Consider the following 22,083-nt stretch of genomic DNA (forward strand, 5'->3'; position numbering starts at 1 on the left):
AATGAGCGAGATGACGAGGTGGATCGACCTGGAAGGCGCGGTCAACGCGCGTGACCTGGGCGGATTGCCCACTCGTGACGGCGGCCGCACCCGTCACGGGCGGATCTTCCGCTCCGACAACCTGCAGGGGCTCACCCCCGCCGACGTGTCCCTGCTGGTGGGCGAGCTGAACCTGCGGCACGTGGTGGACCTCCGGTCGACCCCCGAGGTGCGTCTGGAGGGCCCGGGCCCGCTGACCCGGGTGCCCGAGGTCAGCCACCACCACCTGACGCTGTTCGCCGAGGGCGGGCGGCACACCGACGTGGACGCCGACGTCATCGACGCCGACCGGGTGCTGCCCTGGGCCGAGCGGGTGCTGGACGAGGAGCTGCGCGTCACCGGCTTCTACTACGGCTACCTGCGCGACCGGCCGGACGCCGTGGTGGCGGCGCTGCGGGCGATGGCGCTGAACGACGGGGCCTCCGTGGTGCACTGCGCGGCCGGCAAGGACCGTACGGGCGTGCTGTCGGCGATGGCGCTGGAGATCGCCGGGGTGACCAGGGCGGCGATCGTCGAGGACTACCTGGTCACGGGGGAGCGGCTGGAGCGGGTGCTCAAGCGGCTGCGCGCCAGCGCGACGTACCGGGACGACCTGGACGCCAGGCCCGCCGACTACCACCTGCCCAGGGCGGGGAACATCGAGCAGTTCCTCGGCGTGCTCGACGACCGCTTCGGCGGGGTGCTGGGGTGGCTCGGCGGCAACGGCTGGACGGACAGCGACACGGAGACCATGCGCACCCGCCTGCGCGACTGACGGCGACGCCGGGGTACCGTGACGCCGGAGGCGGGGTGCCGGAGGTCAATCCAGGTGGACGACGGTTCGCTTGCTGGCCGACAGGCGGGCCGCCTCGATGACCGTCAGCACGTCGACCGCCTCGCGCGGATCCACCGGCGGCGGCGCGCCCTCCCGCAGCGCCGCCGCCACACCCCGGTAGAAGTCCAGGTATGACCCCGCCTCGGTGCGGACGACCTCCCGCGCCTCCTCGGTGCCGAGCACGCCCCAGCGCTCCTCCTCGTCGTCCCCGAAGCCGGGCGAGCCGGGCGGGATCCCGGCCCGCAGCCGCTCCTCCTGGACGTCCATCCCGTACTTCACGAACCCGGCCCGCGACCCGAGCACCCGGAACCTCGGCCCGAGCCGCGCGGCCACCGAGCTGACCCACAGGTGCGAGCGAGCCCCGCTGGTGTGGGTCAGCGCGATGAACGTGTCGTCGTCGGAGGCGACCCCCTCCCGCCTGACGTCGCTCTCGCAGTAGACCTCACGCACCGGCCCGAGCAGCCGCACGGCCTGGTCGACGAGGTGGCTGCCCAGGTCGTACAGCAGGCCGCCGATCTCCTCGGGGCCGCCGGTCTCGCGCCAGCCGCCCTTGGGCACCGGGCGCCAGCGCTCGAACCGCGACTCGAACCGGCGCACCTCGCCCAGCCGGCCCTCGCCGGCCAGGCGCAGCATGGTGCGGAAGTCGCCGTCCCAGCGCCGGTTGTGGAAGACGGTCAGCATGAGCCCGCGCTCCTCGGCCAGCCGTACCAGGTCACGCCCCTCCGCGGCGCTGCCCGCCAGCGGCTTGTCCACGACGACGGGCAGGCCGTGATCGAGCGCCGCGGCGGCGGTGCTCACGTGGGTCCTGTTGGGCGAGGCGACCACGACGAGGTCGCACCGCTCCCACAGGTCCCGTACGTCGGCGACGGCGACCGCGGAGTACCGCGCGGCCACCTCGGCCCGGCGATCGGGATTCCCGGTCACCACGGCCGCCAGGGACAGGCCGGGGGTGGCGTGGACGAGCGGGGCGTGGAAGTACGCCCCTGCGGTGCCGTAGCCGACCAGCCCGACGCGGATCTCGCTCATCCGGCCAGGCTATCCCGCCCCGGGCGACGGCCTCCGGCCACTCGGCCGGGGGAAGGTTCGCCGATCAACCGGCCGAGGTGAGGCCGGCGGGTCACTCGTCGTCGCGTTCGGCCAGGAAGCGCTCGAACTGGGCGGCCAGTTCGTCGCCCGTGGGCATGGGCGTCGTCTCGGCCATCAGGTTCTCGCGTTCGGCCCCGCCGGCGAACGCGTCGTACTGCTGCTCCAGCCCCGAGATGGCGGTGGACAGCTCGGCCGAGGCGCGGATCTGGTCCTCGATCTCCGTCGTGGTGCGCCGGGCGGCGTCACGCAGGGCGTCCATCGGGAAGACGAGCCCCGTGCCCCGCGTCACGGCCTCCAGCGCCGTCACGGCGGCGGTCGGGTATTCGGCCTGCGACAGGTAGTGCGGCACGTGCACCGCGTAGCCCACCGCGTCGTGGCCCTGCGCGCCGAGCCGCAGCTCCAGTAGCGCGGCCACGCTGCCGGGCACCTGGACCCGGCCGAACGCGCTGGTCTGCGCGTTGATCAGCTCGGGCCTGCTGGCATGCATGGTGAGGCCGAGCGGCCGGGTGTGCGGGACCGCCATCGGGATGCCGTGCAAAGTCACCATCTTGCTCACCTTCAGCTGCTGGACCAGCGCCCGCACAGCCTGGGTGAACAGCTCCCACTCCCGGTCGGGCTCGGGCCCGCTCATCACCAGGAACGGAGTGCCCGTCGAGTCCTCGGCCACATGGACGGCCAGCTCGGGGTTCTCGCACTCCACCCACCGGTCGGTGTCGAACGTCATGATGGGCCGCCGCGACCGGTAGTCGAGCAGCCGGTCCACGTCGAACGTCGCCACGACCCGGTGCTCCAGCTCGGCCAGCAGGTGGCCGAGCGCGAGGCGTCCGGCACCGCCCGCGTCGACGAAGCCGTCGAAGTGGTACAGCAACACCGGATCGGTCAGCTCGGGCGCATCGTCTGCGAGCTTGTAGAGATCCTTCGGGTCGAACACGGTTGGACAGCCTTTCCCTAGGTACTCTTCACCAGAACCTACGGCGCGCCGGAACGATTCCGTGCACGGCACCCTATCGATGGAAAAGGGGACGCATGGACGAGGACCCGGAGCTGGAGGAGTTCGCCACCAGGATGTTCGGCCTGGCCAGAGCGGGCGACACCGAGGCGCTGCGCGCGTACGTCGGGGCCGGGCTGCCGGTCAACCTGGCCAACGACAAAGGTGACACTTTGCTGATGCTGGCGGCTTATTACGGTCACGCCGAGACCGTACGCATGCTTGTCACAAGCGGCGCCGACGTCGACCGGGCCAACGACCGCGGGCAGACCCCGCTCGCCGGTGCGGTCTTCAAGAAGGAATCGGCTGTGGTCAGGGCGTTGCTGGACGGGGGAGCCGATCCCGACGCCGGGCGGCCGTCCGCGCGTGAGACGGCGCTAATGTTCGCGAATGACCAGTTTATCCAATGGTTCTCGCAAAGCGATTCATAGTATGAAATAAGCACTAAAGGGCCCGAAGTTGCTGAGTGTGGCCTTTCGAACACTCTCTAGTCATGCTGGGAGACGTGGCTACTTCTGCGCACTCCTTCAGTAGGCGACCGCTCCACATCCCTCCGCTGCCATGTCCGTTCCCGAACGAGATCAACGTGCATGCCTCGGAGGTCGACGCGGAGAGCCACGCATGGCTGGCCGCCTCAAGAATGCTCAACGGCGCCGAGACCATCGATCACTTCCGGCGCTCACAGATCGGCCTGCTCGCGGCACGTACCAACCCCACCGTGCCGCGCGAAAGCCTCAGGCTGATCAACGACTGGTACAACTGGCTCTTCGCCTTCGACGACGCCTTCTGCGAAGGCGAGCTGATGGGGCACCGGGCCTCCGCGCTGGCGCGGGCCCTTCCGCCGCTGCTCGAGATCCTCGACCGGCGACGGGAGCCGGACGCCGGCGACCCCTTCGGCCTCGCACTCAACGAGCTCCTCCGCCGCATCACCGAAGCCGCCACCCCCGCACAGGTGGACCGGTGGCGGATCACGGTGAAGGAGTACCTGTTCGCCCAGATCTGGGAGGCGGCAAACCGCGAGGTCGACCTCATCCCCACCCCCGAGGACTACGTCCTGATGCGCCGCATCACGGGGGCCACCTACACCTGCTTCGCGCTCATCGACGCCGGTGGCGGCTACCGGCTGGAAGCCGAGGAATGGCACCACCCCGACGTGCGCACGCTCTCCGACCTGGCGTGCGACCTCATCGGCTGGGACAACGACCTCCTGTCGTACGCCAAGGAGCGCGGCAACGACAAGGCCAGGCACAATCTCGTGACCGTGCTGGCCACGCACAGGTCCCTCACTCTGCAGGACGCGCTGCGCGAGGTCGCGCAGATGCACAACGACGCCATCGCGGCGTTCGTCCACCGGCGCACCGCACTGGAGCAGTGGGCTCCGCTGCCGGTGCGCAAGTACGTCCGCGGCCTCGAACACTGGGTACGGGGCCACATCGAGTTCTCGCTCGGCAGTGCGCGTTACGTGCACGCCTGGCCTGACGGCACCCGCTGGCCGCAGGCCGTCTAGGTCCCGTTTCAGCTCTCTTCGGGGGCGTCCGGATCCTCCAGCGCGAGCCCGGACGCCTCATCGAGATCGAGCCTGGCGCCCTCCTCGAACGCGTTCTTGTAGGCGAGCTCGCCCATGACCTGCTTGCACTCGCGTACGCACCGGTCGTGATCGTCGGTCATCCACGGCGCGCCCAGCTGCGGCAGACCGGCCGTGCGCCAGTTCTGCTGCAACGCGCCGAGCAGCCTGGCGGCCACCGGCGGCTGCGCGGCGGCGGCGAAGATGCGCGCCGCGGTCTCCAGCGCCATCAGGGTGCCGAGCGTGTCGTGGAAGTGGCGCTTGATCCGCAGCGCCTCCCTGACGTTCTGCAGCGCCTCACCGGTGCGGCCGGTGGCCAGCCTGGTGCTGGCCAGCGCCCACTGCGCGTGGGAGCTGACCCACAGCTCGCCGCGCTCCTTGCACACCTGCAGGCAGTCCTGCAGCAGCGACTCGGCCTCGTAGAGCTCGCCCTGCGTGGTCAGCACGATGGACAGCTCGACGATGGCGGGCAGCAGGCCCGGGTTGAGCTCCTTGTTGTCGGTGTTGAACTCGATCGCCACGCCCAGCAGCGCGCTGGCCTTCTGCAGGTCGCCCTGGAGCAGTGCCGCCGTGCCCTGCATCTTGGAGGCCAGGATCACCGCGCGGGAGTCGCCCACGCGCACCGCCTCGGTGCTGCACGTCTCGGCCGCCGTCAGCGCGCCCGCGCTGTCGCCCTGGGCGCTCTTGGTGTAGGAGAGCACCCAGAGGGCCTTGCACCGCTCCTTGCTCACGGTGGGGTTGGCCTCAAGGGCCCGCTCCAGGTAGAGGCGGCCCTCGCGGGCGAACCCGCAGCACACCCACATGAACCACAGCGACGACAGCAGGGTCAGCGCGAGCTGGGACCTGCCCGACGACCTGAGCGCGTGCTCCAGCGCGACGCGGACGTTGTCGTGCTCCTGGCGCATGCGGACGAACCAGTAGATCTGCCGCGGCCCCGACCAGGCGTCCTCGCTGCGCTGGGCCAGGCTCAGGTAGTACTCCAGGTGCCGCTGGCGCATCTGCTCCTTCTGGCCGAGCTTCTCCAGCCACTCCTCGCCGTATTCGGCCAGGGTGTCGATCAGTTTGTAGCGCACGCCGGCGTGGTTGCTCCTGATCAGCAGGATCGACTTCTCCACCAGCCCGGTCACCAGGTCGGTGATGTCCTCTGACGGCAGCCGCCCGTCGGAGCAGACGAACCGGGCCGCGTCGAGCTCGAAGTCGCCGGCGAACACCGACAACCGCGCCCACAGCAGCCGCTCGGCCGGCTCGCACAGCTCGTGGCTCCAGCCGATGGCCGCGCGCAGCGTCTGGTGCCGGGGCAGCGCCGTACGGCTGGCGCCGGCCAGCAGGCTGAACCGGTCGGCCAGCAGCCCGAGGATCTGCTCCACCGACAGCGCCCGCAGCCGCACCGCGGCCAGCTCGATGGCCAGCGGGATGCCGTCGAGACGGCGGCACAGCTCGGCCACCGGGGCGATGTTGTCCTCGTCGAGCACGAAGTCGGGCACGCTCGCCCCGGCCCTGGCCGCGAAGAGCTGCACGGACTCGTTGGTGAACAGGCTCTCGGCCGGATCGTCGCCGGGCACCTGCAGCGGCGGCACCGGCACGACGTGCTCGTAGGGCAGGTGCAGCGACTGGCGGCTGGTGGCCAGCACCTTCAGGTTGGGCGCGGCCTCGAGCAGCTCGTGGATCAGCTCGGCGCAGCCCTGCACCAGGTGCTCGCAGGTGTCGATGATGAGCAGCATGTCGCGCTCGCCCACCCACTCCGACAGCGACTCCGAGGCCTCCCGCGAGGACTGGTCGGCGATGCCGAGCGCGGAGGCGATGGTGTGCCTGACCATGCCCGCGTCCTGCAGCCGGGCGAGGTCGGCGAACCAGACGCCGTCGGGGTAGTGGGGACGCACCTGATGGGCCAGCCGCAGCACCGTGCGGGACTTGCCCACACCACCGATGCCGGTGACGGTCACCAGGCGGGATTCGCCGAGGTGCCGTTTGAGGTTGGCGAGGAGGCGGGTCCGGCCCACGAAGCTGGTCAGCTCCGCCGGCAGATTGCCTTCTCGCCGCCAGCCTGTCGGGGTGGCCATGCGCAGCCTCACGGGGGGATCGGCGACACCTGCACCGCCATCGTACCGCCGCGATCGCCGCATGTCCTTGGACCTGCGGACACGCTCGGTATGGGTTTGTACACCCGAGTAGTATGTTCGGCGTGGAAGATTTCCTACCTGAGCAGACGGCCGACGACACCGACCTCGCGTGGGGCGACTGGCGCGAGCGCGACACCGACGCCTTCTACCTGGAGAACCGGCCACCCCACTGGGGCTGACCCGGCATGACCCCGACCCTGCGCCCGACCCTGCGACAGGCCGCGCCCGGCGACTACGACGCCATCGCGGCCGTGGTCGACGGCTGGTGGGGCCGGCCGATCCTACCCGCCCTGCCCAGGGTGTTCCTCGACCACTTCCACCGCACGTCCCTGATCGCCGAGGACGCGGGCGCGCTGGCGGGCTTCCTCGTCGGCTTCCCGTCCCCGTCCCAGCCTGACGAGGCCTACATCCACTTCGTCGGCGTCGCGCCGGGCGCGCGGAAGAGCGGGCTGGCCCGCGTCCTGTACGAACGCTTCTTCGGCGTGGCCCGCGAGCACGGCCGCCACGTCGTCAGGGCGATCACCTCGCCGGTCAACACGGGCTCCGTCGCCTTCCACCGCCGGATGGGCTTCGACGTCACCGGTCCGGTGACCGGCTACAACGGGCCGGGCAAGGACGCGATCACCTTCTCCCGCACGATCTGAGGCGGCTCGCGGGGGCGCTTGGCCGTTACTTTCCGCAACGCGTCACGTACCTTCCGTATGCATCCGCTGAAATCGGGAATGGCACACAGCGGTGCGAGGGAGGTGACCGGTGGCCGGACGGCTCAACCGGATGGGGCACAGAGGCGAGCTCATCGCGGAGTTCGCTGGGACCGCGGTGCTCATCCTGTTCGGCGCAGGAGTGGTCGCGCAGGTGGTGGCGGGCGAGCTCGGCGACCACGACAGCATCGCGTGGGCGTGGGGCATCGGCGTGATGCTGGGCGTCTACGTAGCGGGACGCACGACGGGCGCGCACCTCAACCCCGCCGTGACGCTCGGGTTCGCGCTGTTCCGCGGCTTCCCGTGGCGCAAGGTGCTCCCGTACGTGGTCGCGCAGACGGCGGGGGCCTTCCTGGCCGCCCTCATCGTGCGCTGGAACTACACCGAGCTGCTGGCCATGGCCGACCCCGGGCACACGATCAAGACCCAGATCGTCTTCTCCACCCTGCCCGGCAACGGCACCCTGCCCGTGGGCCTGTGGGGCGGGCTGCGCGACCAGATCATCGGCACCGCGATCCTGCTCTTCGTCATCTTCGCCCTGTCCGACACGGCCAACATGGCGCCGAGCGCGAACATGGGGCCGTTCGTGATCGGGCTGCTCATCGTCGGGATCGGCATGTCCTTCGGCGCCGACGCCGGCTACGCCATCAACCCGGCCCGCGACTTCGGGCCGCGCCTGGCCAGCTTCCTCACCGGGTACGGCGGCGCGTGGCGCGACCAGTACGGCGACCTCTACTTCTGGGTCCCGATCGTCGGCCCGCTGATCGGCGGCGTCATCGGGGCCGGCCTGTATCAGGCGTGCATCGCCCGCTATCTCCCCCAGGGCGAGGACCGCGACACCGTGAAGCCGTCCGACTGAGACAGACCGGGGGAGAACCGCATGCCCGACTTCGTGGGCGCCGTCGACCAGGGCACCACCAGCACCCGCTTCATGATCTTCGATCACGACGGCGCCGAGGTGGCCAAGTACCAGCTCGAACACGAGCAGATCCTGCCCAGGTCAGGGTGGGTCGAGCACAACCCGATCGAGATCTGGACCAGGACCGCCGCCGTGATCCAGTCGACGATGCAGCGGGCCGGCCTGCACGACGGCGACCTCGTCACCATCGGGCTGACCAACCAGCGCGAGACCACGGTCGTGTGGAACGCCCGCACCGGGCGTCCCTACTACAACGCGATCGTCTGGCAGGACACCCGCACCGACCGGATCGCCGCCGAGCTCCAGCGCGACGGCCGCGGCCAGGTCATCCGCGACCGCACCGGGCTGCGGCCGGAGGCGTACTTCTCCGGCGGCAAGATCCAGTGGATCCTGGAGAACGTCGACGGCGTGCGCGCGGACGCCGAGCGCGGTGAGGCGATCTTCGGCACCACCGACACCTGGACGCTGTGGAACCTCACCGGGGGCGTCAACGGCGGCGTGCACATCACCGACGTGACCAACGCCAGCCGCACCATGCTGATGGACCTGACCACCCTCGACTGGGACGACGAGCTGCTGTCGTTCTTCGGCATCCCGCGCGCGATGCTGCCCGAGATCCGCCCGTCCGCCGACCCGACCGGTTACGGCGCCACGGTCAGGCAGGGGCCCATGGCCGGCGAAGTGCCGATCACCGCGATCCTGGGCGACCAGCAGGCCGCCACCGTCGGCCAGGTCTGCTTCGCGCCGGGCGAGGCCAAGAACACCTACGGCACCGGCAACTTCCTGCTGCTCAACACAGGGCCCGGCCCGGTGCGCTCCGAGAGCGGCCTGCTCACCACCCCGGCCTACAAGTTCGGTGAGGATCCCACGATCTTCGCGCTGGAGGGCTCGATCGCGGTGACGGGTTCGGCCGTGCAGTGGCTGCGCGACCAGCTGCACATCATCACCTCGGCGGCCCAGAGCGAGACGCTGGCGCGGCAGGTGGACGACAACGGCGGGATGTACTTCGTCCCGGCCTTCTCCGGCCTGTTCGCCCCCTACTGGCGCGCCGACGCCCGCGGCGCCATCGTCGGCCTGTCGCGCTTCCACACCGACGCCCACCTCGCCAGGGCCGCGCTGGAGGCCATCTGTTACCAGAGCCGCGACGTCGTCGAGGCGATGCAGCGCGACTCAGGGGTGGTGCTCGACGTGCTCAAGGTGGACGGCGGCGTGACGGCCAACGACCTGTGCATGCAGCTCCAGTCCGACATCCTGGGCGTGCCCGTCAGCCGGCCGACCGTGTCCGAGACCACCGCGCTCGGCGCCGCGTACGCCGCCGGCCTGGCCTTCGGCTACTGGGCCGACACCGCAGAGCTGCGCGCCCACTGGGCCGAGGACCGGCGCTGGGAGCCCCGGTGGAGCGAGGACCAGCGCGAGGAGGGCTACGCGGGCTGGAAGAAGGCGGTCACCCGGGCCCTCGACTGGGCCGGGTGACCTCCCATGGGCCCGGTCAGCTGACCACGTCCTTGCGGCGGAAGCGCCGGAACGCCACCGCGATCAGGATGGCCGCGTACGTGATCGAGATCGAGGCCCCCTTCGCCATGCCGCTCCAGTCCAGCTCGGGAGCCAGGGCGTCCAGCCAGGCGTTGTTCCAGAACGTGGGCAGGAACTCGCGCAGCACCCCCAGCGCCTCCACGGCCTGCAGGATGGTGCACACGATCCACAGGCCGACCGCCCCGCCCACGGCCCCCAGCGGGGAGTCGGTCATGGTCGAGACGAGGAAGGCCACGGCGGCCACCACGAGCTGGCTGACCAGCGCGTACGCGATCACGATGCCGAAGCGCGGCAGCACGTCGAACGCCGGGATCGTCTCACCCGTCCCGGGCACCTGGATGTCGTCCCAGCCGAACGCGAGCGTCCCCGCGAGCAGCGCCATCAGCGGCAGGCAGATCACCGCCGCCGCCGAGTAGCCGAGCGCCACGATCAGCTTCTGCCGCAGCAGCCGGTCGCGCGGGACCGGCGCCGCCAGCAGGTAGCGCAGCGACGACCAGTTGGCCTCGCTGGAGACCGTGTCGCCGCAGAACAGCGCGACCGCCACCACCAGCAGGAAGCTGGCCGACACCGACAGGGCGAAGGCGGCGAAGTTCAGGCCGCTCGCGGTGGCCAGGTCGGAGATGCGCAGCGCCGACTGGCCCTGCGCGTTCGACTGCGGCCCGAACTGGAACGCGATCACGAGGATCCACGGCAGCGCCAGCAGCAGCCCGAACGCGACGATCGTGCGCCTGCGCTTGAACTGCCTGACGATCTCCACCCGCAGCGGCAGCGTGCGGTTCGGCGCGTAGCCGGTCGCGGCGGTCATGCGTTGTCTCCGATGAGGTCGAGGAACACGTCTTCCAGGCGCGGCCCGTGCCCGTTGGACCGGGTGGCCGAGCCGAGCAGCTGCGACACCGGGCCGGTCGAGACCAGCCGTCCGCGCCGCATGACCACGACGTGGCTGCAGGTCTGCTCCACCTCGGCCAGCATGTGGCTGGAGACGATCACGGTACGGCCGTCGCGGGCGTAGCGCTTGAGCACCTCGCGCATCTCGCGGATCTGGGGCGGGTCGAGGCCGTTCGTGGGCTCGTCCAGCACGAGCAGGTCGGGCAGGCCGAGCATGGCCTGGGCGATGGCCAGCCGCTGGCGCATGCCCTGGGAGTAGGTGCGTACGGCCCGGTCGAGCGCCTTGCCCAGGCCCGCGATCTCCAGCGCCTCCTCGAAGTGCGCGTCGGCGGCGGGCCGGCCGGTGGCGGCCCAGTAGAGGGCGATGTTGTCGCGGCCGGACAGGTGCGGCAGGAACCCGGGGCCCTCCACGAACGATCCGAGCCGCGACAGCACGGGGGCGCCGGGGGCCACCGGCTCGCCGAAGATGCGGATCTCGCCGGCGTCCGGCTGGATCAGGCCCATCATCATCCGCATGGTCGTCGTCTTGCCCGCGCCGTTCGGGCCGAGCAGCCCGAGCACCTGGCCCCGTTCGACCCGGAACGACAGGCCGTCCACGGCCAGCTCACCGTTGCGGTACGCCTTCGTCAGCCCGCTGATCTCCAGCGGCACGTCCGCGTCGCCCTCCTGACCGCCCAGCGGCACGTCCGCGTCACCCTTCTGGCCGGCCGTCCGCCCGTTGGCGGCGGCGACGGCCTCGCGGCTCTCCGCGGCCGGCGCCCCGTCGCCGGGCCCGGCGTCCGGTGTCACGGCGGCGGCGGTACGGCGGCGGGAGCGGGACGGGGTGCGGCCGGTGGCGAGCAGGACGCCGGCGACCACCACGGCGGCCAGCGGCATCGCCCACACCCACCACGCGATCCCGGTCGGCGCGGCGGCCAGCGTGCCGACCGTCGGGACGGCGAGCGCGGGGGAGGCCAGCTCCACCTGGTACGCGGCCGGCTGGACGGGGGTCGCGAACCCCATGTCGGTCGTGGCCACGACCAGACGCAGCCGGTGACCAACCGCGAAGTTGTGGTCCACGGCGGGCAGGGCGACGGTGGCCTCCGCGCTGCCGGCGCCCTCGGGGATGCTCACCCGGACCGGCGCGACCAGGCCGGCCGGCAGGGCGGGTGGCTGGATGCTGTCCGCCACGTCGTACAGCTTCACGAACAGCGTGGCCTCGCCCTCGCCCGACACCCTGATCCTGACCGTAGGGCTGCCGGTGAGCTGGAGCGGGGCGGTGAGCGGCGCCGACTCGAACGCGGCCGACTGTCCCGGCATGTCGAGCGAGACGCCGCCGGTGTTCTGGCCGGCCAGCAGGCCGCCGATGCCCGGCACGGTGGAGATCGCCGCCGGGGCGCCGCCCGGCGGGTTGACGATGTTCTGCGCGGGGCCGCTCAGCCGGACGTCGGTGGTGCCGGTGCCCGCCAGGCCGGGATACGCGCCGGCCTCCGGGTGCAGCCTGATGCGCTGGCGGGTGCCGGGGTCGCGGCCGCCGTCACGCGTCACCGTGAACGCGCTCACCCGCGGCGCCGAGTCGTCGCCCTTCAGGTAGCGGGCGAACCAGGCCGCCGACTGGTCGAACAGCCAGTCGGCCTCGCCGTTGCCCCCGTCGTGCCCGCCGTCGAACCAGGCCAGGCTCACCGGGGTGCCCCCGGCGGCGATCGCCCTGGCGTTGGCGTCGGCGTGGCCGAGCGGGAACAGCGAGTCGCGCTGACCCTGGATGAGCAGCGTCGGGGCCTTGATCTGCCCGGCCACGGTGATCGGGCTGGACTTGCGCAGCAGCTCCACGGCCTCGGGGGTGGCCCGGCCGGTCTCGGCGACCTGCTGGTAGACCGCGCAGATCGCGGGCAGGAAGCGGCCGCACCGCGCCTGCTCGGGCGTCAGCGGCGGGGCGGCCTCGCGCCGGCCCAGCAGTGACGTGGGGTCCAGCGAGACACCCTGGCCGAAGAAGATGCCGGCCCACATGCGCTTGAAGACGCCGCCCACCGGGTCCGAAGGCTCGGCGGGGTCGGAGGTCCGGGCGGCGGTGGCCGGCGCGGCGGGCTGAGCGGCATTGGGGAAGAGCGCGTCGGCCAGGTCGGACCAGGTGATCTGGGGGACGATCGCGTCCACCCGCCGGTCGTAGGCGGCGGTCATCAGCGCGATGGCGCCGCCGTACGAGCCGCCCGCGATGCCGACGCGCGGGTCGCCCGAGGCGTCGAGCTGGACCTCAGGCCGCCGGGCCAGCCAGTCGATGAGCTGCTTGACGTCCTTGACCTCGTAGTCGGGCGAGTTGAGCGCGATCTGGCCGCCCGAGCGGCCGAATCCGCGCGCCGACCACGTCATGACGGCGTAGCCCTGCTGGGCGAGCCGTACCGCCTGGTCCCGCATGCTCCGCTTGCTGCCGCCGAACCCGTGCGCGAGCAGCACGGCCGGCGCCTTCCCGCCGCCGGGCGGCGCGAAATAGGTCGTGTCGAGCTCGACCTTCTCGTCGTCGGCCGGTCCGTCGACGACGGTTATTGTCTGATCCTGGCCCCGCACCTCGGGAGCCGACGGCCACACGAGCCACGTCGTCACCGCGATGAGGGCGAGCGCCGCTGTCCAAGCGGCCACACGCTTCATGCGGTGAGCCTACTTTCCGCACCTGAGAGATCCCTGAGACGACGATCATGAAGCGCGTCGGCGGGCGGAGTGCGCCGTGGCCACGGTCAGGCTGTCCTCGTAGATGTGGTAGCGGGTGATGCGCCCGTCCTCGACCGTGAGGTGCAGGGCGAACGGGGACGTGTACGCCTCGCCGGTGGCCTCGACCGTCTGGACCAAGTCGCCGAGCACGACGGCGTCGTCCCCGTCCACCAGGATGCGCGCCACCGAGGTGCTGTTCAGCTCGGGCACGTGGTAGGTGGCCAGCGCGCGGAACAGCTCGGCCGCGTCGTCGCGGCTCGACCGCGGCTTGATCCACGGCACCGCCGGGTGTCCTTCCTCCGGCCAGCTGTACTTCCAGTCGCAGCTCTCGGCGAACAGCCCGGCGGTGCGCTCGGCGTCTCCTTCGCCGATCCGGCGCAGCAGTTCCTGAACGGTGTCGCGAGTCGTCATGATCTGTCCTTCAAGTCCGGTTTCAGTGGTGCCGTCACACACTCTCCTCTCGTTCCCGCGGCACCGCGATTACCTCGGACGTAAGGGCGCCGCCTACCGCGCTCATCCCAGGAGGGCGTAGACCGTGCTCGCCCGCGCCACGACCTCGTCGCTCCCCTCGGCCGTCAGGGTGATCTCGGTGAAGGCCAGCGTCCGGCCCAGCTTCGTGATCCGCACGTCGAGCAGGACGTCCCTGCCCACCACCGGCCGCTGGAACGTCGTGGACTGCTGGACCGTGGTCATCGGCACGAACCCGCCCCGCGCCGAGGAGATGGCGACGACGGTCGCGGTGTCGGCCGCCGCCATCATCGCCTGCCCGCTCAGCCCGCCGCCCTCCCTGGCCAGGTCGTCGGACCACGGCAGCCGTACGACGGCGTGGCGCTCGCCCACCTCCTCCACGCGCAGTCCGAGCCGCTGGATCCAGGGGGCGAAGTACTGCCGCAGAATCGCCTCTGCGTTTTCCGGAGTCACGTGATCGTCATCCCCACCGGACGCGCGGACGTTACCGGCGGGGGCGGGCCAGTTGCCGGGGCGCCGGGCCGGAGCGCATCGTGGGGAGATGAGGTCAGCGGTCGAGGTGTTCCAGCCGTCCACGTACGAGACGGCCGTCCCGTACGACCTGTTCGCCACCCTCAGGGAGGAGTCTCCCGTCTGCTGGATCCCCGAGCCCGCCCTGGGCCCCTGGCGCGAGGGCCCCGGTTACTGGGCGGTGTTCCGGCACGCCGACGTCAAACACGTGCTGCGCGACGCGCAGGACTTCTCCTCCCACCTCGGCGCCACCCAGATCCGCGACCCCGACACCCCGGCCGACCTGCGCTTCGTCCAGTCGCAGATGCTGAACATGGACCCGCCGGACCACTCCAGGCTGCGCCGGATCGTGGCGGCGGCGTTCACCCCGAGGGCCGTGCGCGCCCTGGAGCGGGCGATCGCGGCCCGGGCGGCGGCGCTGTTCGAGGCGGGGGAGTGCGACTTCGTGGAGGTGGCCGCCGACCTGCCGGTGTGGACGCTGGCCCACGTCATGGGGGTTCCCGCGCAGGACAGGCGGCTGCTGTACGACTGGGCCTCGCGCGTGATCGGCTATCAGGACGACGACTACGCGGGCCTGTCCACGGCCGACGCGCGGGCGCTCACCCCGATCGGCCGGCTCGCCGTCGCGGCCAGGCCCGAGCCGCGTCCCGGGGTCAATCCGCGCTCCAGGGCGGCGCTCAGCGACATGTTCGCCTACGCGCACGCCCTGGCCGAGAGCCCCGTGGACGGCGAGTCGGTCATGTCGGCGATGCTGAAGGGCGGCCTGACCGAGGCCGAGTTCGAGAACATGTTCTTCCTCTTCGCCGTCGCCGGGAACGAGACCCTGCGCAACGGCATCCCCGGCGGCGTGCTCACGCTGCTCCAGCACCCCGCCGAGCTGGCCCGCCTGCGCGCCGACCCCTCCCTGCTCGGCCCGGCCGTGGAGGAGATGCTCCGGTTCTGGCCGCCGGTCATGCACTTCAGGCGGACCGCCACCCGCGACCTCACCCTCGCGGGACGGCCGATCCGGAAGGGCGACAAGGTGGTCGTCTACCACGCCTCCGCCAACCGCGACCCGTCCGTCTTCGCGGACCCGGACCGGTTCGACGTCGCCCGCACGCCGAACGACCACGTCAGCTTCGGCTTCGGCCCGCACTTCTGCCTCGGCGCCCACCTGGCCCGCGCCCAGTTCCGCTCGGTGCTGCGGGAACTGCTCGCCTGGGACGTCGAGCCGGCCGGCCCGCCCCGCCGGCTCACCTCGAACTTCCAGAACGGGCTCAAGCACCTCCCGGTACGCCTGCGCCGCCGCTAGCATCGTGATCATGGACGACTATCTGCAGGTCAACCGGGCCAACTGGAACGCGCGCGTCCCCGTTCACGTCGGCAGCGCCTTCTACGACGTCGAGGGCTTCAAGGCGGGCAGGAACGCGCTGCGGCCCTTCGAACTCGACGAGGTGGGCGAGGTCGCCGGCCGCAGCCTGGTCCACCTGCAGTGCCACTTCGGCCTCGACACCCTCTCCTGGGCCAGGGCGGGCGCCGAGGTGACCGGCCTCGACTTCTCCGAGGCCGCCATCGAGCAGGCCGGGCGGATCGCCGCGGAGTGCGGCCTGCCGGCCAGGTTCGTCACCGCCGACGTCTACGACGCGGCGCGGGCGCTGGGCGAGACGTACGACATCGTCTACACCGGCATCGGCGCCCTGGTCTGGCTGCCCGACCTCACCCGCTGGGCACGCACGGTCAGGGAACTGCTCAGGCCGGGCGGGTTCCTGTACGTGGCCGAGTTCCACCCCTTCGTGGACGTCCTCGACGACGAGAGCGGCACCAAGGTCACCGAGGACTACTTCGACCGCGGCCCCCACGTCTGGGAGTACCCCCACACCTACACCGGCCCCGAGATCCTGGAGCACCAGACCACCGTGCAGTTCCGGCACGGCCTCGGCGAGATCGTCAGCGCGGTCGCGGCGGCCGGGCTGCGGGTGGAGTTCCTGCACGAGCACGACCACACCCTGTTCCGCCGCTTCGGCACCCTGGTCGGGGACGGGGACGTCTACCGCCGCCCGGCGGGCGAGCCGAGGACGCCGCTCATGTTCTCCCTGCGGGCGTCGCTGCCCGCCGACGGCAGGTCGTAGCCCGCCGAACGAAGATCACGAAACAGGTCGAACGACTCATCGTGGGCCAGTGCGGCCGATGACCGTAAGATTCAGTCCCGTGAAGTCTCCAGCATCGTTCAAGAGGGCCGCCGAGTGGGCCCTGCCCTACTGGACTCGCGGCGAAGCGGGCCGCGAGACGCCCCAAGACCTGTTCAGGGTTCTCTACTACGGGTGGCTGGTGGCGTTCACGCTCAAGGTGCTCGGCTCGGCGTGGGACGTCTCGTGGCACTTCAGGTGGCTGCGTGACGACCTCGCCCCACCCCACCTGCTCAACTCCGCCGGCACGGCCCTGGTCGTCGCCCTCGTCATGATCCACGGCTACACCGGCTACGGCGTCGACAAGGCCGCGCTCAGGCTCATCCAGTGGGGCACCGGGATCTTCCTCGTCGCGGTGCCGCTCGACCTGATCAACCACCGCGTCAACGGGCTCGACATCACCTCGTGGAGCCCGTCCCACATCATGCTCTACGCCGGCACGTTCTTCATGATCGCCGGCGTGCTCCGGGGCTGGTTCATGGGCGCGCCCCCCGGGCGTGAGCGGACGGTCGTGCTCGGCGCGTTCTTCGCGTTCTTCCTGGAGAACGTGCACTTCCCCGAGCAGCACCAGGAGTACGGCATCCTGTCGCTCGGCGCCTGGGACAACGGGGTCGTCTACGCCGAGAAGATCCTGCTCCAGTTCGCCGCCGACCAGATGGGGCGGCCGGTGGACCGGACGATGGTCACCGGGTTCACGCTGCCCGTGCCCGACTACCTCTACCCGGTCTACGCCGTGGTCGCCGGGCTGTCGGTGCTGGTGGCGGCCAGGATGCTGATCGGCAGGTTCGGCGCCGCCACCCTCGTCGCGGCGAGCTACGTGGGGTTCAGGACGCTGATCTGGCCGATGCTCACCTACACCGGCTTCCCGCCGTCGGCGCTGCCGTTCTTCCTGGTCGTGGGCGCGCTGCTGGTGGACCTCGCGTTCCTGGTGCGGATCCCCGCCGTACGCGCGGTGCTCGGCACGGCCGTCGTCACGGTGGGTGCGTACGGGGCGCTGACGGCGCAGAACGCGGTCATGGGCCCGGTGTACGGCGCGCTCAAGGGCCAGCGGGAGCTGATGGGCTCGCCGCCGCTGGTCCTGGTGTCGGCCGGGTGGGCCGGGCTCGGGCTGCTGGTCGCCTGGGCGGCCATCGAGTGGTTCGCCCGGGGGCGCAGGCCCCGGGAGGTGCCCGCGCCGCCGCCGGCGACGACGCCCACGGTCACCGCGCCCGCGACCCCCTGAACGGCCGCCCCTGCCGCGGTCGGCGGATGCGGCCCGAGGCCGGTTCCGCCGGCCGCCCTGGTTCGAGGCGATCGAGTCTCTAGGCGATCGAGGCTCGGGTGATCGCCACCGCCACCCCGTACGCCAGCCCCATGATTCCCACCTCGGCCGCCGCCCACCCGACCAGGGCGGTGGCCCGGCCCTGGCGTACGGCGGGCATCAGCCGGAAGCGGATGTTGGCGGCCAGCGGCACCAGCAGCGCCACGAGCGCCGTCTTGGTCACGACCAGCAGCCCGTAGTGGCTGGTCACGATGGCCTCGGGCAGGACCACGCCGGGGGTGAGCGCCATCGTGCCCAGCCCCGTGACCAGCCCGGACAGCGCCACCAGCAGCAGGCAGACGGTCGCCATCCGGGAGAACTTCGGCAGCACGGCGGCCAGCAGGTCGCGGTGCGGGGCCAGGAAGACGACCGTGGCCGCCAGCCCGCCGGTCCACGCCGCCGCCCCCATGACGTGGATCTCCATCGAGATCATGATGGGGTCGTGCCAGACCGAGTTCACCGCGTGCCCGGTGACCGGGATCGGCAGCAGCCCGAACAGCGCCACGATCACCCGCAGCTCGGCCGGCACCTTCTCGCCGAACCGCACCGCCATCAGCCCGATGCCGGCCGCCGCCAGCGCGCACGCCGCGCTGAACAGCAGCCCCTGGCCGGTGCCGACGCTCTGCACGTAGTCGGCGATCATCCCGAACGTGGGCACGGCACCGGGGTTGAGCTCGGCGGTCTGGAAGACGATCGTGACCAGCGCGCAGATCGCCCACGCCCACGCGGCCATCACGGCCAGCGGGCGCACCTTGAGCAGGACCGGCTCCGAGCGCTCCGGGTTCCTGAAGCCGAGCAGCTTGGGCAGCAGGCTGAGCCCGACCAGCGCCACGGCGGCCACGTCGAGCAGCGCGCGGACGATCGGCAGGCCGACCGAGACGACGGGTCCCGGCATGGGAATGCCGGGGACGGCCTGCTGAGCGGTGAGCGAGCTGGCCGCCACGGCCGCGACGACCGCGCACACGCCGAACGCGCCCGCCACCAGCCGCCCGCCGACCCGCTGCTCGGCCACGGGGGGAGCGGCGACGGTGGTCACGAGCGCGTCTCTTCAACGCGCGGGGGGCCCGAGCGGCGCAGGGCGACGGCGGTGCCCGCGGCGAGCACCAGCAGGGCCCCCACGATCCACACCACGGCCATCCCCGCCCCGCCGTTGGCCGCCGCCTCGGCGGCCGCGGCGCTGTCGGCCGGCGCGGTCTGGCCGGCGGGGGCGGTCTGGCCGGCGGGGGCGCCCGAGGCGCCGGCGGCCAGGGTGAAGCTGATCTTCCCGGTGACGGGGTGCCCGTCGGCCGACAGGATCCGGTAGCCCACCGTGTACGACCCTCCGGCCGGCAGCGGCCGCACCTTCACCGAGACCCGCTCGGCCGCGACCTCGGCGCTCCCGTCGGCCCACGAGGACCCGTCGGCCCCGGTCACGCCCACCTGCGCGTATCCCTGCCGTACCGCCTGGTCGAACACCAGGGTGACCCGCTCGGGCGAGGCCGCCAGCGTGGACCCGTCGCGCGGGTCGCTGGAGATGAGCACGTTGTGCGCCTGGGCCGGAGCGCCGGCCACGCCCACGGCGGCGAAGGCGAGCAGCAGGACCGTGAGTAGCCGCCTCACAGATCAGAACCTTCCATCGGACAATTCGCGAACCCGTATATGGTCCCATCCATGGAGGACCTGTTCGGCGGCGCGGCTCCCTACTACGCGAAATACCGCTCCGGGCACGGCGACCCGGCCATCGAGCACCTGGCCATGACGTTCGGCGCCGGGGCGACGGCGCTGGACCTGGGCTGCGGGCCCGGCACGGTGGCCATCCCCCTGGCCAGGCGGGTACGCGAGGTGCTGGCCGTCGACCCGGACGCCGAGATGCTCGCCGAGGGCCGGCGCCTGGCCGCGCGGGCGGAGAACATCCGCTGGCTGCGGGGCGACTCGACCACGCTCGACCGGCTGCCCCCGTTCGACCACGTGGTCATGGGACGGTCGTTCCACTGGATGGACCGGCGCGCGGTGCTGGCGGAGCTGGACCGGCTGCTGCCCCCTGGCGGCGTGGTGGCGCTGGTCGGCCCCACCCGCGCGGGCGAGGAGCAGCCGTGGGAGCCGGCCATGCGGCGGGTGCGCGACGCGTTCGGCGTCAACACCTTCACCGCGAGCAACTCCTACCAGGCCACCGGCGAGCACCATGACGACGTGCTGGCCCGCTCGCCGTTCAGCGACCTCGACCGGGCCTGCTACGAGGTGCGGATCGGCTACGACCTGGAGGCGGTGATCGGCCTGCAGCTGTCCTACTCCTACACCGCCCCGGCCCGCCTCGGCGACCGGCTGGACGCCTTCAGGGAGGCGGCCAGGCAGGCGCTGCTCGCGTCGTGCCCGGCGGGCAGGTGGGAGCTGGTGACGGTCACCGAGGTGCTGCTCGCCCGCCGCCCTTCGGGGCCTCCCAGATCCCCATGACCCGCCAGACGCGCCGGGTCACCGCGTTGATCAGCCCGATCTCGGCGCACAGCTCGCGCGTCTTGCCGATCGAGTCGCGGATGTCCTGCCGGGCGCCGGGATCGCGGAGATAGACCTCGGCCACGACGCTCGCCGGGATCCTGAAGCGCCGGATCATCGCCCCCGGCGGGGCCAGCATGATGCGGGCCATGACGCCGAGGATGACCGGTGAGACGAGGCCGAGCAGGAGCCGCCGGTGCGCGGGCATCCTGGGGACGCGGTTGCGCAGGTAGTGCCGGGCGAAGGAGATGTGCCTGGCCTCCTCCGCGATGTGGATGCGCATGATCGTCTCTTCCAGCGGGTGGTGCGCCCGGCCGTCCTTGAGCACTTTGCGCTGGACGTGGTCGATCGGGTCCTCGCCGCCCAGCACGAAGACGAAGAACAGCTCGGTCGAGATCAGCGGGATCCAGGGCGCGACCTGGGCGATCACCGACAGCGGTCGCGGCATGCCGCGGATCGGCATCCCGGTACGGTTCACGAACTCCTGGAACATCATCCCGTGATGTCCCTCTTCAATGGTCTCGTGGTAGACGTACCGGAACTCGGGGGATCCGTTCGGTAAGCGGTAGGCGTAGTTGAGCAGCCCGCGCTTGAGCAGGTTCTCGAACTGCAGCCCGATCTTCATCGCCGTGGCCACCCGCCACAGCCCGATCCGCGCGCGCTCCTCGGGGGAGCGGCCCCGGTACCACGGATGGCCGCCCAGCCGGTCGACCTCGGGCAGCTCCCAGCGCGGATCCTCCGGATCCACCAGGAACTCCGGATCGTCCCAGGGGATGTCCCGGTACGGCTCCCAGTGCTTGTCGACCGACGCCTTCGAGAGGCGTTCGATGACCGCTCGGTAGGCGCTTCCGCTCGCGACCTGCTCGTCGCGTTCCCTGGCGGTGGTAGAGCTCGGTGCTTTCGTCATCGCGTGCACTCCTCTCCTCGCCCGCTAATTGTACGGAGAATCCAATAAGGCGGGAAAGGGGAGGATCACAGCTTTCCGGGTCAGAGTTTCTCTTGGGGGACCCCCAGTTCGATCGCCGCCGCCGTACGGATCAGCACGTTGACCCGGCGTCGTGACAACACCTTGGGATGGGTGTGCGTCTGGACCGCCAGCCCGTCGATCAGCGCGAAGAGCCGCCACGTCGTCCCGTCGGGGTCCGGGCAGGCGAACTCGCCGCCCGCCACGCCGGCCTCGATGATCGAGCGCATGAGCGTGCGCCCTCTGGCGTCGATGCGCCGCGAGGTCTCTTCGAGCTCCGTGCTGCGCATGGCCTCGGACCAGGCGTCGATCCACAACCGCCAGCCCTCGGTGGGGATCGCGGGCGAGCAGAGCCGCAGCAGCGAGCGCAGGCGGTCGAGGGGCGTGCCCGTCGAACGCTCCACGTCGGCCAGGGCGTCGAGATGCAGGCGGGCCGCGTACGCGAAGGCCTGGGCGAGCAACCGTTCCTTGGTCTCGAAGTGGTAGAAGAGCAGCGCCTGGCTGACGCCGGCCGCCCTGGCGATGTCCAGGGTCCTGGCGTGCCCGAATCCCCGCTCCGCGATCACCTCGCAGGCCGTCTTCAGTAGATCCTCGCGCCGTAATCGGCTGAAACCTGTTGTCACAGCGAGTAACTCTAACTTCTGATCACTAGTATTTATAGGACAAACCGGGCGTCAGTGTCTCTGACCTGAGATATCCCGGTACGGTACGGCGGCCTCATTCACCGACAGTCATGTTGATCATGGTAACCGGTAAGGACCGAACGTCCTTCGGCGGGGGGTCATAAAAGCGGCTCAGTCGCCTATTTCGCCACGCATGTGATGAAACGGGCGGCCCTTCAAGGGTGTGGCCGGGCGAGCCGCGCGGGAAAGACCT

General features: G+C 71.4%; 21 protein-coding genes. 10 read left to right on the forward strand and 11 right to left on the reverse strand.

What is annotated here, in order from left to right:
- Position 1: 1 nt before the first annotated feature.
- The gene (locus B0I32_RS00515) at positions 2–793 is read left to right on the forward strand and encodes a tyrosine-protein phosphatase (protein WP_106233972.1); all 792 of its coding nucleotides are present in this window, start codon (positions 2–4) and stop codon (positions 791–793) included.
- A gap of 45 nt (positions 794–838) precedes the next feature.
- On the opposite strand, the gene B0I32_RS00520 is transcribed toward B0I32_RS00515, so the two are convergent.
- On the reverse strand, positions 839–1,879 hold the full coding sequence (locus B0I32_RS00520) for a Gfo/Idh/MocA family oxidoreductase (protein WP_106233974.1): 1,041 nt from the start codon (positions 1,877–1,879) through the stop codon (positions 839–841).
- Between the two features lie 91 nt (positions 1,880–1,970).
- Entirely contained in the window at positions 1,971–2,870 is a 900-nt protein-coding gene (locus B0I32_RS00525; RefSeq protein WP_106233976.1) for a proteasome assembly chaperone family protein, read from the reverse strand.
- A 95-nt stretch (positions 2,871–2,965) separates the two neighbouring features.
- Between B0I32_RS00525 and B0I32_RS00530 the strand changes: the two genes are divergently transcribed.
- The gene (locus B0I32_RS00530) at positions 2,966–3,358 is read left to right on the forward strand and encodes an ankyrin repeat domain-containing protein (protein ID WP_106233978.1); all 393 of its coding nucleotides are present in this window, start codon (positions 2,966–2,968) and stop codon (positions 3,356–3,358) included.
- A 155-nt stretch (positions 3,359–3,513) separates the two neighbouring features.
- Positions 3,514–4,434, forward strand: a complete 921-nt coding sequence (locus B0I32_RS00535; RefSeq protein ID WP_146177989.1) for a terpene synthase family protein — start codon at positions 3,514–3,516, stop codon at positions 4,432–4,434.
- Between the two features lie 8 nt (positions 4,435–4,442).
- Here B0I32_RS00535 and B0I32_RS00540 read toward each other — a convergent pair whose 3' ends face one another.
- On the reverse strand, positions 4,443–6,551 hold the full coding sequence (locus B0I32_RS00540; RefSeq protein ID WP_106233981.1) for an ATP-binding protein: 2,109 nt from the start codon (positions 6,549–6,551) through the stop codon (positions 4,443–4,445).
- Positions 6,552–6,796: 245 nt separating this feature from the next.
- On the opposite strand from B0I32_RS00540, the gene B0I32_RS00545 reads away from it, so the two are divergent.
- From B0I32_RS00545 to glpK, 3 genes are all read left to right on the forward strand, one after another.
- The gene (locus B0I32_RS00545; protein WP_106233983.1) at positions 6,797–7,255 is read left to right on the forward strand and encodes a GNAT family N-acetyltransferase; all 459 of its coding nucleotides are present in this window, start codon (positions 6,797–6,799) and stop codon (positions 7,253–7,255) included.
- A gap of 109 nt (positions 7,256–7,364) precedes the next feature.
- The gene (locus B0I32_RS00550; RefSeq protein ID WP_245955428.1) at positions 7,365–8,171 is read left to right on the forward strand and encodes an MIP/aquaporin family protein; all 807 of its coding nucleotides are present in this window, start codon (positions 7,365–7,367) and stop codon (positions 8,169–8,171) included.
- 21 nt (positions 8,172–8,192) lie between these two features.
- On the forward strand, positions 8,193–9,704 hold the full coding sequence (gene glpK / locus B0I32_RS00555; RefSeq protein ID WP_106233985.1) for a glycerol kinase GlpK: 1,512 nt from the start codon (positions 8,193–8,195) through the stop codon (positions 9,702–9,704).
- Positions 9,705–9,720: 16 nt separating this feature from the next.
- Here the strand turns inward: glpK and B0I32_RS00560 are convergent, their stop codons facing one another.
- From B0I32_RS00560 to B0I32_RS00575, 4 genes are all read right to left on the reverse strand, one after another.
- Positions 9,721–10,569 (reverse strand): ABC transporter permease, encoded by an 849-nt coding sequence (locus tag B0I32_RS00560; protein ID WP_106233986.1) that lies wholly within the window; start codon positions 10,567–10,569, stop codon positions 9,721–9,723.
- Complete coding sequence (locus B0I32_RS00565; RefSeq protein ID WP_181306874.1) at positions 10,566–13,271, reverse strand: alpha/beta fold hydrolase; 2,706 nt, start codon at positions 13,269–13,271, stop codon at positions 10,566–10,568. Before B0I32_RS00565 ends, B0I32_RS00560 begins: the two co-directional genes overlap by 4 nt.
- 45 nt (positions 13,272–13,316) lie before the next feature.
- The gene (locus B0I32_RS00570) at positions 13,317–13,742 is read right to left on the reverse strand and encodes a nuclear transport factor 2 family protein (RefSeq protein ID WP_106233990.1); all 426 of its coding nucleotides are present in this window, start codon (positions 13,740–13,742) and stop codon (positions 13,317–13,319) included.
- Between the two features lie 102 nt (positions 13,743–13,844).
- Positions 13,845–14,252, reverse strand: coding sequence for a PaaI family thioesterase (locus B0I32_RS00575; RefSeq protein WP_106233991.1), 408 nt, complete (start codon positions 14,250–14,252; stop codon positions 13,845–13,847).
- An 88-nt stretch (positions 14,253–14,340) separates the two neighbouring features.
- On the opposite strand from B0I32_RS00575, the gene B0I32_RS00580 reads away from it, so the two are divergent.
- The 3 genes from B0I32_RS00580 to B0I32_RS00590 all read left to right on the forward strand — a co-directional run bounded on the left by B0I32_RS00580 (position 14,341) and on the right by B0I32_RS00590 (position 17,696).
- A complete protein-coding gene (locus tag B0I32_RS00580) occupies positions 14,341–15,600 on the forward strand; it encodes a cytochrome P450 (protein WP_106233993.1) in 1,260 nt (419 codons plus the stop codon).
- 10 nt (positions 15,601–15,610) lie between these two features.
- The gene (locus B0I32_RS00585; RefSeq protein WP_106233995.1) at positions 15,611–16,417 is read left to right on the forward strand and encodes a class I SAM-dependent methyltransferase; all 807 of its coding nucleotides are present in this window, start codon (positions 15,611–15,613) and stop codon (positions 16,415–16,417) included.
- Between the two features lie 79 nt (positions 16,418–16,496).
- Complete coding sequence (locus B0I32_RS00590; protein ID WP_245955429.1) at positions 16,497–17,696, forward strand: hypothetical protein; 1,200 nt, start codon at positions 16,497–16,499, stop codon at positions 17,694–17,696.
- Positions 17,697–17,775: 79 nt separating this feature from the next.
- Here the strand turns inward: B0I32_RS00590 and B0I32_RS00595 are convergent, their stop codons facing one another.
- Positions 17,776–18,810 (reverse strand): copper resistance D family protein, encoded by a 1,035-nt coding sequence (locus B0I32_RS00595; RefSeq protein WP_106233997.1) that lies wholly within the window; start codon positions 18,808–18,810, stop codon positions 17,776–17,778.
- Positions 18,807–19,373 carry a copper resistance CopC family protein gene (locus tag B0I32_RS00600; protein WP_106233998.1) on the reverse strand — a complete coding sequence of 189 codons (567 nt, stop codon included), beginning with the start codon at positions 19,371–19,373 and terminating at the stop codon, positions 18,807–18,809. Before B0I32_RS00600 ends, B0I32_RS00595 begins: the two co-directional genes overlap by 4 nt.
- Before the next feature lie 51 nt (positions 19,374–19,424).
- On the opposite strand from B0I32_RS00600, the gene B0I32_RS00605 reads away from it, so the two are divergent.
- Complete coding sequence (locus tag B0I32_RS00605; RefSeq protein ID WP_181306876.1) at positions 19,425–20,204, forward strand: class I SAM-dependent methyltransferase; 780 nt, start codon at positions 19,425–19,427, stop codon at positions 20,202–20,204.
- Here the strand turns inward: B0I32_RS00605 and B0I32_RS00610 are convergent.
- Positions 20,152–21,150, reverse strand: a complete 999-nt coding sequence (locus B0I32_RS00610; protein WP_106234001.1) for an AurF N-oxygenase family protein — start codon at positions 21,148–21,150, stop codon at positions 20,152–20,154. The genes B0I32_RS00605 and B0I32_RS00610 overlap by 53 nt on opposite strands.
- An 80-nt stretch (positions 21,151–21,230) precedes the next feature.
- On the reverse strand, positions 21,231–21,830 hold the full coding sequence (locus tag B0I32_RS00615) for a TetR/AcrR family transcriptional regulator (protein WP_106234003.1): 600 nt from the start codon (positions 21,828–21,830) through the stop codon (positions 21,231–21,233).
- Positions 21,831–22,083 lie beyond the last annotated feature (253 nt).

This window comes from Nonomuraea fuscirosea, from assembly GCF_003001935.1.
Lineage (GTDB): Bacteria > Actinomycetota > Actinomycetes > Streptosporangiales > Streptosporangiaceae > Nonomuraea > Nonomuraea fuscirosea.